9 protein-coding genes, 1 pseudogene and 1 riboswitch are annotated in these 13829 nt (G+C 72.6%); of the genes and pseudogenes, 5 read left to right on the forward strand and 5 right to left on the reverse strand.

Features of this window, described 5'->3' with window-relative positions:
- Nucleotides 1–75: 75 nt before the first annotated feature.
- Nucleotides 76–1731 (forward strand): DUF5691 domain-containing protein, encoded by a 1656-nt coding sequence (locus tag DJ476_RS12100; protein ID WP_112490497.1) that lies wholly within the window; start codon nucleotides 76–78, stop codon nucleotides 1729–1731.
- Between the two features lie 308 nt (nucleotides 1732–2039).
- Here the strand turns inward: DJ476_RS12100 and DJ476_RS12110 are convergent, their stop codons facing one another.
- Nucleotides 2040–2453 (reverse strand): cobalamin B12-binding domain-containing protein, encoded by a 414-nt coding sequence (locus DJ476_RS12110; RefSeq protein ID WP_018490891.1) that lies wholly within the window; start codon nucleotides 2451–2453, stop codon nucleotides 2040–2042.
- A gap of 398 nt (nucleotides 2454–2851) precedes the next feature.
- Between DJ476_RS12110 and DJ476_RS12115 the strand changes: the two genes are divergently transcribed.
- Both DJ476_RS12115 and DJ476_RS12120 read left to right on the forward strand, forming a co-directional pair.
- Nucleotides 2852–3709 carry an esterase/lipase family protein gene (locus DJ476_RS12115; protein WP_103421674.1) on the forward strand — a complete coding sequence of 286 codons (858 nt, stop codon included), beginning with the start codon at nucleotides 2852–2854 and terminating at the stop codon, nucleotides 3707–3709.
- Between the two features lie 205 nt (nucleotides 3710–3914).
- On the forward strand, nucleotides 3915–5621 hold the full coding sequence (locus tag DJ476_RS12120; protein ID WP_112490498.1) for a M23 family metallopeptidase: 1707 nt from the start codon (nucleotides 3915–3917) through the stop codon (nucleotides 5619–5621).
- A gap of 89 nt (nucleotides 5622–5710) precedes the next feature.
- Here DJ476_RS12120 and pcrA read toward each other — a convergent pair.
- A pseudogene (gene pcrA / locus DJ476_RS12125) lies at nucleotides 5711–8151 on the reverse strand (DNA helicase PcrA).
- A 269-nt stretch (nucleotides 8152–8420) separates the two neighbouring features.
- Nucleotides 8421–8587, forward strand: a riboswitch (cyclic di-AMP (ydaO/yuaA leader).
- On the opposite strand from pcrA, the gene DJ476_RS12130 reads away from it, so the two are divergent.
- Nucleotides 8586–9806: a C40 family peptidase gene (locus DJ476_RS12130; RefSeq protein ID WP_181006704.1), complete on the forward strand. Its 1221-nt coding sequence runs from the start codon at nucleotides 8586–8588 to the stop codon at nucleotides 9804–9806. Its footprint overlaps the riboswitch before it by 2 nt.
- A 123-nt stretch (nucleotides 9807–9929) precedes the next feature.
- On the opposite strand, the gene DJ476_RS12135 is transcribed toward DJ476_RS12130, so the two are convergent.
- Nucleotides 9930–10283, reverse strand: coding sequence for a hypothetical protein (locus tag DJ476_RS12135; protein ID WP_018490886.1), 354 nt, complete (start codon nucleotides 10281–10283; stop codon nucleotides 9930–9932).
- 262 nt (nucleotides 10284–10545) lie between these two features.
- Between DJ476_RS12135 and DJ476_RS12140 the strand changes: the two genes are divergently transcribed.
- Complete coding sequence (locus tag DJ476_RS12140; protein WP_112490500.1) at nucleotides 10546–11646, forward strand: C40 family peptidase; 1101 nt, start codon at nucleotides 10546–10548, stop codon at nucleotides 11644–11646.
- Nucleotides 11647–11790: 144 nt separating this feature from the next.
- On the opposite strand, the gene DJ476_RS12145 is transcribed toward DJ476_RS12140, so the two are convergent.
- Complete coding sequence (locus DJ476_RS12145) at nucleotides 11791–12486, reverse strand: LuxR C-terminal-related transcriptional regulator (protein WP_028416635.1); 696 nt, start codon at nucleotides 12484–12486, stop codon at nucleotides 11791–11793.
- A complete protein-coding gene (locus tag DJ476_RS12150; RefSeq protein ID WP_112490501.1) occupies nucleotides 12483–13781 on the reverse strand; it encodes a PspC domain-containing protein in 1299 nt (432 codons plus the stop codon). Before DJ476_RS12150 ends, DJ476_RS12145 begins: the two co-directional genes overlap by 4 nt.
- Nucleotides 13782–13829: the final 48 nt, after the last annotated feature.

Consider the following 13829-nt stretch of genomic DNA (forward strand, 5'->3'; position numbering starts at 1 on the left):
CACCCGAACGCCTGACTGACCGACCACCTGTCCGCCTCCCAGCTCTGTCTGCCCGACACCACAGAAGGGGACCCGATGCCCAGCACCACTACCGGTCCGACCACGGTCGCTTCCTCGACCGCCGTCGCCTCCTACCCCCTCGCCCCGCTCCCCTGGGAGGAGTTGGTCACCTCGGCGCTGCTGGGGACCGACCGGCGCCCGCCGACGGCGCCCGGAGGTCAGGTGCCGGCCGACGGCGCGGGGGCCCTGCTGGACGCCGCCGCCCTGCACACCGTGCGGCGGCGGGCCGGGCTGCTGCCCGCCGTGGCGGGGGCCAGGCCCGCGCCCGCGCCGCACGACCCGCGCCCGGGGCTCCCCGAGGCGGCCCGGCACCGGCTCGCCCAGCTGCTGGCCGACCGGGCCGCTCCGGCCGCCTCCGGACGGCGCGGGGCCGCACCCGACCTCACCGAGCTGATACCCCAGTGGCTGGCCGGCGCCAACCAGCAGGGGTTCCGGGCCCCGGCCGACCTGGTGCCGCCGCTGCTGGACGCCGCGCGGGCCCGCACCGACCTGCGCCCGCAGGCGCTCGCCTTCGCCGGGCCGCTGGGCCTGTGGCTGGCGGCGCTGAACCCGGAGTGGAAGTTCGCCCTGCGCGGTTCGGCGGCCGGTGCGCTCGTCCCCGACACCGACGACCCGGAAACGGTGCGCACGCTGTGGGAGGAGGGGCTGTTCGCGGAGCGGGTCGCGCTGCTCGACGCCGTACGGGCGCAGGATCCCGCCGCCGCGCTCGAACTGCTCACCACCACCTGGTCCACCGAACGGGCCGAGGACCGGCTGATGTTCCTGGACGCCCTGCGGACCGGGCTCGGCGCCGGGGACGAGGAGTTCCTGGAGCAGGCGCTCACCGACCGCAGCCGCAATGTGCGCGCCACGGCGGCCGAGCTGCTCTCCGCCCTGCCCTCATCGGCCTTCGCCGGGCGGATGGCGGCCCGTGCGGCGTCGTGCGTCCACCCCGACCGTACGGGGGCCGGGCTCTCCATCGCAGTGGAGGCGCCGCACGAGTGCGACGCCGGGATGCAGCGCGACGGGGTGGCGGCCGTTCCGCCCAACGGCCGGGGCCGGCGCTCCTGGTGGCTCGGGCAGTTGGTGGAGGCCACGCCGCTCGGGGTCTGGCAGGAGCGGTTCGGCGGGCGCCCGCCCGAGGAGATCGTGGCGCTGCCGGTCGCGGACGACTGGGCGGGCGAGCTGCACGCCGCCTGGTGCCGGGCCGCGATCCGCCAGCGCGACCCGCACTGGGCGCGGGCCCTGCTGGGCGAGGCGTCGGCGCCTCCGGCCGACTCCCCCGGTCCCGCCTCGATCGCGGAGCGGTCCAAGCTCCTTGCGGTGCTCTCCGAGGCCGAACGGGCGGACTGGGTGGCCGCGTTCATCGCCGCGCACGGGCTCTCCGAGGCGTTCCAGCTGCTCGGGGTCTGCACGGTGCCGTGGACGGGCCCGCTCGGGCGCGCCGTGGTGGACGCGCTCGACATCGCGCGGGACGGCGGGAGTTACCCGTGGAGCTTCAGCGGGGTGATGGGCCTGGCCGAGCGCTGCCTCGACCCGGCCGAGGCCGACCGCCTGGAGGTCCTCACGGCCACCCCGGACGAGCGGGAGGGGGCGTCACCGGGGGCCGGGAGTTACTGGTCGGAGGCGTTCCAGCGCCTGGTCTCCACCCTGCGCCTGCGCGCCGCGATGGAGGCCGAACTGACCGCCTGACGCCCCGGGCCCCGGCTGCGGGTCCTGGCCCTGGTCTCGACCCGGGCTCCTGCTCCGGCGCGGGGGTCCTGCCCCGGCCTCGCCCCCGGCCCCGGGCTCCTGCACCGGCTCCTGCCCCCGCCGTCGCACCCCGGCCCCGGCTCCTGCGCCGGCGCCGGGTCGTGCCCCGACCTCGACCCCGCCGCCGGGGGCGCCCCGCCCGCGTCGCCCCGGCCGTCGCGGGCCCCGGCGCCCTCTCCCGGCCCCGCCCCCGACCACGTACGCGCGTCCCGGCCTCGTACGCCCGTTACGCCGGTACGGCCCCCAGGTCAGGTCTGCGCGGGCTGGCGGACGTTCGCGTTCACCCAGGTGACGATCTCGGTCGTCGTGGCGCCCGGCGTGAACAGCTCCGCCACCCCCAGCTCCTTCAGCGGGGGGATGTCGTCCTCCGGGATGATCCCGCCGCCGAACACCTTGATGTCCTCCGCCTCCCGCTCCTTCAGCAGCTCGATCACCTTGGCGAACAGCGTGTTGTGCGCGCCGGAGAGGATCGAGAGGCCGATCGCGTCGGCGTCCTCCTGGATCGCCGTGTCGACGATCTGCTCGGGTGTCTGGTGGAGCCCCGTATAGATGACCTCCATACCGGCGTCCCGCAGCGCCCGCGCGATCACCTTGGCCCCGCGGTCATGGCCGTCGAGCCCCGGCTTGGCCACCACCACACGGATCGGACCGGTCACACCCATCACTGCCTCCACATGGTCTCCCGCGCCTGACGGGCCGGGGATGTGAACGAACGTTATCTACAGCATCCCGCAAGCCGCCGTTTCGCGGCAGGCGGGGAGGGGGAAATCACACGTGGGACATGTTCGCCAGGCGCCGTCCCCCCTATGACGCGGCAATTCGGCCGCGCGGGACCATCGCCCGGGGAGCCGCTACGAGGTCGCCGTATCACCGCGCCGCCAGCCGCACGGCACGGTGGTACGGCCCATCGCCGTCGCCCCCCCACCTCCGCCATTACCCCCAACCCCCCCGTCGCCGTCCCCCGCACCCGGCACCCCCACCAGCCGCATCGCATCCCCCTCGCACCGCGTCCCCTGGCGTCGTCGCCGTCGTTCCCGTGCGCCCGTGCAGGAGGCCGGCCGTGAAACTTCCCCTTTCCCTCCCCTTACCGCCCCGCCCCTCCACCGCACTGCTCGCCGCCACCGTGCTGGAGCTGGTCGTCCTCACCGGCCATCTCGCCGCCTACCCCTTCGGCATCGCCCAGGAGCGCCACGCCCGGCGCCCGGCGCCGGACCACCAACGCCACGCCCCCGGCACCAGCACCGGCCTCCACCATCTGCCCGGCTCCCAGGACGCCGAGCGGCCCGTCGTCCTGCTCCACGGCTTCATCGACAACCGCTCCGTCTTCGTCCTGCTGCGCCGCGCGCTCGCCCGGCACGGCCGCCGCCATCTGGCGTCCCTCAACTACTCGCCGCTCACCCGCGACCTGCGCACCGCCGCCGAACTGCTCGGCCGGCACGTGGAGGAGGTCTGCGCCCGCACCGGACAGCGCGAGGTCGACATCGTCGGGCACAGCCTCGGCGGCCTGATCGCCCGCTACTACGTCCAGCGGCTGGGTGGCGACCACCGGGTGCGCACCCTCGTCACGCTCGGCACGCCGCACGGCGGCACCGCCGTCGCCCCCGGGGCAGGCATTCACCCCATCGTGCGGCAGATGCGCGGCGGTTCCCCGCTGATCGAGGAACTGCGCCGCCCCGCGCCGGGGTGCCGGACCCGGTTCGTCAGCTTCTGGGGCGAGCTGGACCAGGTCATGGTCCCGGTCGAGACGGCCTGCGTGGACCACCCCGACCTGGACGCCGTGAACGTACGCGTCACCGGGATCGGGCATCTCGCGCTGCCGGTGCACCCGGCGGTCGCCACCGCCGTCCGTGAGGCTCTGGAGTCACAGCGGACCCGGGAGGGCACAGCCCCCTCAACCGGAACGTCCTCTGTCGCTTAGAAATAGAACGACTCTCGAACATAGGGCCAAGCCTCTGTCTGCCGTCCACCGAAAGACGGCCGATTGCCCGTTTCCTGAGGGCGCAAAACCTGCCGAAGATTGTCGTCCTCACATACTGCCGGGTACAGTCGCGGCCACTGCTTCCCCCTGGGACTCCCTGTCCGGAACCCAGAACAGTCCTGCTGCCGAGGCGAGAGAGAAGTTGGTGAACGACCAGCACCCCCACGCCGGGCCCGTCGGGTACGACACCCGATCCACCGGCAGCTTCGACACCGACCCGCTCTTCGGTACCCCCTACAGCGGTTCCGACACCACTGATTACGCGGCTTCCGGTTACGACGCCTCCTACGGCGCCCACAGCGGTCACGGCGACCACAACAGCCACACCGGCCCGTACGACTCCTCCGCCTGGGACACGGGCGCGCAGCAGACCGTCACGTACGACGCGTACGCCGCCCAGACACAGACGGCTCAGACACAGACGGCTCAGGCACAGACAGCCGAGGCACAGACGGCCCAGGCGCAGTCGGCATGGCAGCAGCAGACCGCCGACACGGGCGCCTACGACACCACCGGCTTCACCACGGCCACGTACGGCACGGCCCCCTACGGGACGGGCGCGTACGAGAGCGACGAGTACGATACCGGCGCCTACGCCACCGCCACGTACGGCACGGGCACCGCGTCCGTCACCGACGGCTCGTACGGGACGGGCGCGCAGGAGACCGGAACGTACGAGACCGGCGCGTACGACACCGGGACAGGGACCGGGGCGTACGACACCGGGACGTACGACACCACCGCCTTCACGACCGGCACGTACGACGTCGGCGCGTACGACACGGGCGCGTACGACACCGGGGCCTACGGGACGGCGGCGTACGACACCGGCGCCTACGACGCGACCGCCTGGAACTCCGGCGCCACGCCCGAGGACACCGCGTACGAGCCCGAACAGATGTCGCACCAGCTGTACGAACAGCAGCAGCCGGAATCCGAAGAGGGCGGCACCGCCGAGATCCCCGTTCTGGACCTCACCCCCGGGGCGGATCCCGACGAGCGGCCCGAGCCGGACACCGCCCCGGCCCCCGCCTCGTACGACGACGGCGGCGAGACCCCCGCACCGCTCTCCGTGGACCGCACCGTGGTCCGCACCCCCGCCCCGCGCAGCCGGGCCCGCCGCCGCAGCCCCGCCAAGCGGTCCGCCCTCCTGACCGTCGCCGTCCCCTCCGCCTGTGTGATGAGCGTCGCGGGCATCGCGGCCGCCTCCGTCAGCGGGATCAGCGACGAGGAGAAGCCGGAGAAGACCACCTCGCTGGCCGTCGCGGACCCCAGCACGGTGAAGCCGGTCGCCGCGAACAACAAGCTCGACAGCCAGCTGGAGCAGCTCACCGAGGGCAGCGACGACTTCCGCCAGCGCGCGAGCCGCACCCAGGAACGCATCGACCTCAAGCAGCGGCAGGCCGAGGAGAAGAAGAAGCGCGAGGAGGAGGCCGCCCGCCGCGAGGCGCTGCGCCCCAAGTTCGTCCTCCCGGTCAAGCAGCACGGGCTGAGCGCCTACTACGGCCAGGCGGGCGTCAACTGGATGTCCGTCCACACGGGCATCGACTTCCCCGTCGGCTACGGCTCCCCCGTGATGGCCGCGACCGACGGCACCGTCCGCACGCAGTACAACAGCGCCTACGGGAACATGGCGATCGTGACCATGGCCGACGGCACGGAGACCTGGTACTGCCACCTCAGCAGCACCAAGATCCGCTCGGGCCCGGTGAAGGCCGGTGACGTCATCGCGTACGCGGGCAGCTCCGGCAACTCCACTGGTCCGCACCTGCACTTCGAGGTGCGCCCGGGCGGCGGGGCCTCGGTGGACCCGCTGGCGTGGCTGCGCAGCCACGGCGTCGAGCCGACCTGACGGTGACGGAACGCGCGTAAGCAACGGGAGAGGGGCGGGACGGCTGATCGCAGCCGTCCCGCCCCTCTACCGTTACCTCGTCGTCCCCGCTACAGCTTCTCGACCGGTGCGTACCGCAGGAGCAGCTTCTTCGGGCGCTCGTCGCCGAAGTCCACCGTCGCCTTGGCCTGGTCGCCGGCCCCCTCGACGGCCACCACCGTGCCCAGGCCGAACTGGTCGTGCGTGACCCGGTCCCCCACCGCCAGCGAGACCGTCGGCTTCTCCGCACCGCGCCGGGTGGCGAAGCCCGAGGGGCCGGAGCGGGAGCGCGAGGAGGAGAGCGAGGACGTGATGCCCGAGGTGGGTCCGGCCGGGGCGGCCATCGGGCCCTTGCGCTTCCAGTCCAGGTGCGCTTCCGGGATCTCCTCCAGGAACCGCGAGGGCGGGTTGTACGAGGGCTGGCCCCAGGCGCTGCGCATGGCGGCCCGGGTCAGATAGAGCCGCTCGCGGGCGCGGGTGATGCCGACGTAGGCGAGGCGGCGCTCCTCCTCCAGTTCCTTGGTCTGGCCGAGGGCCCGCATGTGCGGGAAGACGCCGTCCTCCATGCCGGTGAGGAAGACGACCGGGAACTCCAGGCCCTTCGCCGTGTGCAGGGTCATCAGCGTGATGACGCCGGAGCCGTCCTCGTCCTCGTCGGGGATCTGGTCGGAGTCGGCCACCAGCGCGACCTTCTCCAGGAACTCCGCGAGCGTGCCCGCGCCCTCCTCCTCGCCGCGCTCCTGCTCGAATTCGAGGGCGACGGCGGCGAGTTCCTGGAGGTTCTCGATGCGGGTCTCGTCCTGCGGGTCCGTGGAGGCCTGGAGTTCGGCCAGATAGCCCGTGCGCTCCAGCACGGCTTCCAGCACGACGGCCGGCCCGGCGCCGGACTCGACGATCGTGCGCAGCTCCTCCATCAGCGTGTTGAACCGCTTGACGGCGTTGGAGGAGCGGGCCGCCATGCCGTACGCCTCGTCGACGCGGCGCAGCGCCTGCGGGAAGGAGATCTTCTCGCGCATCGACAGGGCGTCGATCATGGCCTCGGCGCGGTCCCCGATGCCGCGCTTGGGCACGTTGAGGATGCGGCGGAGCGGGACGGTGTCCTCGGGGTTGGCGAGGACACGGAGGTAGGCCAGGACGTCCCGGACCTCCTTGCGCTCGTAGAACCGCACGCCGCCGACGACCTTGTAGGGCAGGCCGACGCGGATGAAGATCTCTTCGAAGACACGGGACTGGGCGTTGGTGCGGTAGAAGACGGCGACATCGCCCGCCTTCGCGTCGCCCTTGTCGGTGAGGCGGTCGATCTCGTCGGCGACGAACTGGGCCTCGTCGTGCTCGGTGTCCGCGACATAGCCGGTGATGCGGGCGCCGGAGCCGGCGTTGGTCCACAGGTTCTTCGGGCGGCGGCTCTCGTTGCGCTCGATGACGGCGTTGGCGGCGGAGAGGATCGTCTGCGTGGAGCGGTAGTTCTGCTCCAGGAGGATCGTGGTCGCGTCCGGGTAGTCCTCCTCGAACTGGAGGATGTTGCGGATGGTGGCGCCGCGGAAGGCGTAGATCGACTGGTCCGCGTCACCCACCACGCACAGCTCGGCGGGGGCGTCGGACACCTCGCCGGAGGGGCCGACCAGCTCCCGTACCAGCGTGTACTGGGCGTGGTTGGTGTCCTGGTACTCGTCGACCAGGACGTGGCGGAAGCGGCGGCGGTAGTGCTCGGCCACGTCCGGGAAGGCCTGGAGGAGGTGGACCGTCGTCATGATGATGTCGTCGAAGTCCAGGGCGTTGGCCTCGCGCAGGCGGGCCTGGTAGAGCGTGTACGCCTGGGCGAGGGTCTTCTCGAAACCATCGGCGGCCTGTCCGGCGAAGGTCTCCTCGTCGATCAGCTCGTTCTTGAGGTTGGAGACCTTGGCGGTGAAGGACTTCGGCGGATAGCGCTTGGGGTCCAGGTCCAGATCGCGGCAGACCAGGGCCATCAGGCGCTTGGAGTCGGCGGCGTCGTAGATCGAGAACGACGAGGTGAAGCCGAGCTTCTTCGACTCGCGGCGCAGGATGCGGACGCACGCGCTGTGGAAGGTCATGACCCACATGGCGTTGGCGCGCGGGCCCACCAGCTGCTCGACGCGCTCCTTCATCTCGCCCGCGGCCTTGTTGGTGAAGGTGATCGCGAGGATCTGCCCGGGGTGCACCCCGCGCTCGGCCAGCAGGTGGGCGATGCGGTGGGTGAGCACCCGGGTCTTGCCGGAGCCGGCTCCGGCGACGATGAGCAGCGGGGAGCCGGCGTGCACGACGGCGGCGCGCTGCTCGGTGTTCAGCCCGTCGAGCAGCGCGGCGGAGTCGATGACCGGGCGCGGGTGGCCGTCCCGGTAGTACCCGTCCCGGGGCGGCGGGGGCGCGTCGAAGACGCCCTCGAAGAGTCCCTCCGGCACCGCTTCGGGTGCGTGCTCCTCGGGGGCGGCGGCGGGCCGTCCTCCGCGGGCTGGAGGCCGGTCAGGAAGTTGTCGTCAAAGAGGCTGCTCATCGCCCTCCGAGTCTAGGGGGCCGCACTGACAACGTTCGGCCGAAGGCCACAAGCGGCCGCCGGTACGGGCGTCCGCCCCGTACGGACGGAGAGCGGACGTCCACGTTCCGTGAAGGAGTACCCGGTCGGAGGGGGTCCGGGGCCCGACAGGGGAAAAGGTCACGAAAATGTATCGGGCATATCGCTCATCCTCCTTCCCAGCGGCGGGCCGCGTTGGCTAGCGTGCTCGGTCAGGTGATCCGTAGCTCCCTGAGGCGAACCGCGTCTCACGGTCACCTCTGCCGAATCCGTGCTGCCCTCCCAGCAGTTCGGAACCGGGGACCCACACGCAGAACCGGGGTGAATCGGTCCGTGCCCGCGCAGGCGGACCGTAGGACAGCCTTCCGTTCCGTCCGAACCCGACAGCTAACCCGGTAGGCGGTCCACGGAAGGAGATGCCGGTCTTGGCATCGCATCGCAAGCCGCGTACGAAGGTGCGCACGACCACCCCCGCCGTCGGGTTCACGACGGCCGCGCTCGCCTCCGTGACGCTGCTCTCCACGCAGAACGCGACGGCGGCGCCCGCCGAGCCGAAGCCGGCCATCGAGGACGTGCAGAAGAAGGTCGACGAGCTGTACCGGCAGGCGGGCAGCGCGACCCAGCAGTACAACCGGGCGAAGGCCGCCTCCACCACCCAGCGGGCCAAGGTCGACACGCTGCTCTCCGATGTGGCGAAGCGGACCGAGCGGATCAACGAGGCGCGCCGGGAGCTGGGCGCCTACGCGGCCGCGCAGTACCGCACCGGCGGCATCGCGCCCACCGCGACCTTCTTCCTGGCGGACGACCCGCAGGGGTACTTCGACCAGAGCCGGCTGATGAGCCGGGCGACCGAGCGGCAGCAGAAGGCCGTCGACGACTTCCGTACGCAGCAGGCCGAGGCCTCGAAGAAGCGCGCGGAGGCCGTGAAAAGCCTGGAGAAGCTGACCGAGACGCAGACCGCGCTGCGCGCCAGCAAGCAGACCGTGCAGACCAAGCTGACCGAGGCCCGGGCGCTGCTGTCGCGGCTGACCGCCGAGGAGAAGGCGCGGCTGGCGGAGCTGGAGCGGAAGAAGGAGGCCGAGGCCCGGGAGAAGGCGGAGCGGCTGGCCGCCCGCCAGGCCGCCGAGGCCAAGGAGCGCGAGGCGGCGGAGAAGAAGGCGCGCGAGGAGGCCGCGAAGGAGTCCGCCGAGGCCGGTGGCTCCGGTTCCGGTTCTGGCTCCGGCAGCGGTACAGGGACGAGCCCGGGGCCCGGTACGGGCACGGGGACCGGGGCGGGCAGCGGTTACGCGGCCAAGGCCGAGAAGGTGCTGGCCTTCGCCCGCGCCCAGATCGGGAAGCCGTACGTGTGGGGGGCGACGGGCCCGTCCTCGTACGACTGCTCGGGGCTGACCAAGGCGGCCTGGCGGGAGGCGGGGGTGACCCTGCCCCGGACCACCTGGGACCAGGTGAAGGTCGGCACCCGCGTCGCCACGTCGGACCTCCAGCCCGGGGACCTGGTCTTCTTCTACGACGACATCAGCCACGTCGGCATCTACAAGGGCGACGGGATGATGATCCACGCGCCGAAGCCGGGGGCGAACGTGCGCGAGGAGTCGATCTACTACATGCCGATCTACGGCAGCGTGCGCCCGGCGTAGCACGCGTCGGCCGGGGCGGGCCTCTCGCCTCCGCCCCGGCCTCTCGGGCTTCCGGAACCCCTCAGGTACCCCGGCTTCCTCAGGCGCCCCGAGTCCTCAGGTACCCCAGGTCCCTCAGGTCCCTCAGGTCCAGAGCGTGGCGATGAAGATGTTGGCGACCGTCAGTCCGCCGACCGCCGCGAACGCGCCCTTCTCGACCTTCTCCTCGTCCCGCTTGACGTAGACGAGCGCGAGGATGACGACGAGGACCGCCAGCTTGACGCCGATCTTGATGTTGTTGACGGTCTGGTCGTCGGCCTGGTTGAGCCCGACCAGGGCGACGCCGGTGACCAGCATGGTCAGCGCGCCGTGCAGCATGGCCGGAACGAAGCGCGCGGTGCCCGCGCCCATGGCCTTCATCTGGGTCAGGAAGCCGCCCAGCAGGGAGGCGATGCCGATGATGTGCAGGGCGACGAAGACATTGATGAGTACGTCCATGGCCCGGAGCCTAGCCATGGCCAAATCTTTACCCAGCAGTGAGGCAAGCCTTCCTTGACGCCTTCGCCGGAACTGTGCGCCGCGCGCCCGAACCTGCCGGAATGATCAATTCCGACTCGCTGTCCGCAGTCACTCGTCGGCACCGAAGCGTCACATCCGGGCAATAGCTGTCATGGCGACCCTTTTCCGTTCGCCCGGATTAGCGTCCCTCGCGAGCCCATCGGTATCCCGGCGGGCAGCCGACAGGAAGGATGCCGCCCCCGTGGCCGCGCACCGGAAATCCGCTCACCGGAAACCCAAGCAGCGCCCGTTCACCGGCCCTGCTGCCCGCACCGCCGCCACTCTGGCGCTCGCCGGGGCCGCCACCGCCGCCTCGGCCGGCGGGGCCGGGGCGGCGCCCGCCGAGCCCGCCCCCACCGCCGCCCAGGTCCGGGCCAAGGTCGACCGGCTCTACCACGAGGCCGAGGTCGCCACGGAGAAGTACAACGGGGCGAAGGAGAAGGCGGCCGCCGCCACCCGCACGGTCGACGCCCTGGCCGACGAGGCCGCCCGCCGCACGGACCGCCTCAACTCCGCCCGCCACACGCTCGGTTCGATGGCCACCGCCCAGTACCGCACCGGCACCCTCGACCCCGCCCTCCAACTGGCGCTCTCCTCCGACCCCGACAGCTATCTGGAGCGCGCCTCCCACCTGGACCGGGCGGGCGACCGGCAGGCGGGGCTGCTCGGCTCCATCCGGCGCCAGCTCTCCGGGATCGCCCGGGTCAAGGCCCGCGCCGACCGGGAGACGGAGGCGCTCGCCGCCCGCCAGGCCGAGCTGCGGGAACACCGCACCGCGATCCGGGCCAAGCTGGCCGATGCCCGTACGCTGCTGGCCACCCTCACCGCCGAGGAGCGCGCCGCGTACGAACGCTCGGCCGACGCCGCCCACGGCGGCGGCCCGGCCCGCGCCGACCGGGCGGGCACCGGCCACGCCGAGCGCGCCGCCCCCCGCTCCTCGGTCGCCGCCCCGAACTCCCGGGCGGGCCGGGCGATCGCCTTCGCCCACGGCGCGATCGGCAAGCCGTACGTCTGGGGCGCCACCGGGCCCAACGCCTTCGACTGCTCCGGGCTGACCCAGGCGGCCTGGCAGGCGGCGGGCGTCAGCCTGCCCCGCACCACCTACACCCAGATCAACGCCGGGCAGCGCGTCTCCCGCTCCCAACTGGCCCCCGGCGACCTGGTCTTCTTCTACTCCGGCATCAGCCATGTCGGCCTCTACATCGGCGGCGGCCAGATGATCCACGCCCCGCGCCCGGGCGCACCGGTCCGGATCGCGCCCATCGACCAGATGCCGTTCGCCGGAGCGACCCGGGTGGCCTGACCCGGTCGAAGCCGACCGAACCGGCCGAAGCCGCCGATGCCGGCCGACGGCCTCCTCGCCCGCCGAACCGCCGCTGGGGCGCGACCGCACCTGCCGGGTCCCTGCTGAAGCCGGACCGCGCGCTCGGGCGGGGAGCCGCCCCGCTCAGACCAGTCGGCGGGCCGTCGCCCAGCGGGTCAGCTCGTGGCGGTTGGAGAGCTGGAGCTTGCGCAGCACCGCCGAGACGTGCGACTCGACCGTCTTCACCGAGATGAACAGCTGCTTCGCGATCTCCTTGTACGCATAGCCCCGGGCGATCAGCCGCAGCACCTCGCGCTCCCGCTGGGTGAGCCGGTCCATGTCCTCGTCGACCGGCGGGGCGTCCGTGGAGGCGAAGGCGTCCAGGACGAAGCCGGCCAGCCGCGGGGAGAAGACCGCGTCGCCCTCCTGGACCCGGAAGATGGAGTCGACCAGATCGGTGCCGGTGATCGTCTTGGTGACATAGCCCCGCGCGCCGCCCCGGATCACCCCGATGACGTCCTCCGCGGCGTCCGAGACGGAGAGCGCGAGGAAGCGGACCGGGTCGTCGGCCGCGCCCATCAGCGGGGCGCAGCGGCGCAGCACCTCGACCCCGCCGCCGCCGGGGAGATGGACGTCGAGGAGCACCACCTCGGGACGGGTCGCCGTGATGACGGTGACCGCCTGATCGACGTCGGCGGCCTCGCCCACCACCTCGACGCCGGTCTCCTCGGTGCGGCCGATCTCGGCCTGTACCCCGGTGCGGAACATCCGGTGGTCGTCGACGAGCACGACCCGTACCCGTCGCTCCGGGCCCCCGGTGGCTTCGGTGTTCTCGGTCATTCGCTCGCCCTTTCCATCTCCAGCTCGACCTCGGTGCCCCCGCCGGGCACCGAACGCAGCCGGGCAGTGCCGCCGTTGCGCTGCATCCGGCCGATGATTGATTCTCGTACGCCCATCCGGTCGGCGGGAACCTCGTCCAGGTCGAACCCGGGCCCCCGGTCCCGGACGGAGACGAAGACCGTACGGCCCTCGACCTCCGCGAAGACCTGCACGGCACCGCCCTCGCCACCGTACTTGGCGGCGTTGACCATCGCCTCACGCGCGGCCTGCATCTGTGCGCCCAGCCTGTCGTCGAGCGGGCAGTCGCCGACGACGACCACCTCCAGGGGCACGCCGTGCTTGTCCTCCACCTCGGCGGCGGACCGCTTCACGGCCTCGGCCAGCGTCTCCGGTTCGTCGTCCTCGTCCTTGCCGGTGCCCTCCGGGTTGTAGAGCCAGTTCCGCAGCTCGCGCTCCTGGGCGCGGGCCAGGCGTCTGACCTCACCGCTGTCGTCCGCGTTGCGCTGGATCAGGGTGAGGGTGTGCAGGACGGAGTCGTGGACATGGGCGGCGACCTCGGCGCGCTCCTGGGCACGGATGCGCATCAGCCGCTCCTCGGAGAGGTCCTGGACCATCCGGACCAGGTAGGGCCCGGCGAGCAGGGCGATGCCGGTGAGGACGGCGATGGCGGCGGTCAGCACATTGCCCAGCTGGGCGGCCGAGCCGCGCACCACCATGAAGACGGCGAGCCCGAGGCCGACGAGGGCGACCCCGGCGAGGGCGCGGGCCAGTTGCAGCAGGCGGCGGCTGCGGCCGACCTCCATCCAGCGGGCGCGCCGGGCGTTGTCCGCCTGGCGCCAGACGAGGACGGAGCCCGCGCCGATCAGGAGCGTCGGCCAGATGTAGCGGTCGGCCTCGCTGCCCATGTCGACGTTGACGACGAAGACCACGGCCCCGACGAGCAGGGCGACCAGGGCGAAAACCTGGCCCGGGTCCGGCTTGCGGAGTCTTCGCCGGCCGTCCGCCGCCGTCTCGAAGACCGAGCGCGCCCCGTGTCCCTCACCGATGCCCCCGACGCCGAGGGGGACGACGATCCAGAACACCGCGTACAGCAGGGCACCGAAGCCGTCGCTGAAGAAGAGCCCGAGGAAGACGAGCCGGACCCAGGCGACCGGCAGCCCGAGGTGTCCGGCGAGCCCGCGCGCGACGCCGCCCAGCATCCGACCGTCGGCGCTGCGGTACAGCTTGCGCAGCGGCGGCTCCTCCGGGTCGGCGGTGAGTGAGCTGTGCGCGGCTCGGGCGGTGGCGGCTGGCATACCCCGATCGTCACACGCCGTGGGCCCGGGGGGCATCAGGGTAGTCCC

This window comes from Streptomyces bacillaris (assembly GCF_003268675.1).
Lineage (GTDB): Bacteria > Actinomycetota > Actinomycetes > Streptomycetales > Streptomycetaceae > Streptomyces > Streptomyces bacillaris.

Bases quoted from the DNA above. Each gene is read 5' to 3' on its own strand.
- DJ476_RS12100 (WP_112490497.1), top strand. From the start codon at position 76: ATGCCCAGCACCACTACCGGTCCGACCACGGTCGCTTCCTCGACCGCC.
- DJ476_RS12110 (WP_018490891.1), bottom strand. From the start codon at position 2,453: ATGGGTGTGACCGGTCCGATCCGTGTGGTGGTGGCCAAGCCGGGGCTC.
- DJ476_RS12130 (WP_181006704.1), top strand. From the start codon at position 8,586: ATGCCGGTCTTGGCATCGCATCGCAAGCCGCGTACGAAGGTGCGCACG.
- DJ476_RS12135 (WP_018490886.1), bottom strand. From the start codon at position 10,283: ATGGACGTACTCATCAATGTCTTCGTCGCCCTGCACATCATCGGCATC.
- DJ476_RS12145 (WP_028416635.1), bottom strand. From the start codon at position 12,486: ATGACCGAGAACACCGAAGCCACCGGGGGCCCGGAGCGACGGGTACGG.
- DJ476_RS12150 (WP_112490501.1), bottom strand. From the start codon at position 13,781: ATGCCAGCCGCCACCGCCCGAGCCGCGCACAGCTCACTCACCGCCGAC.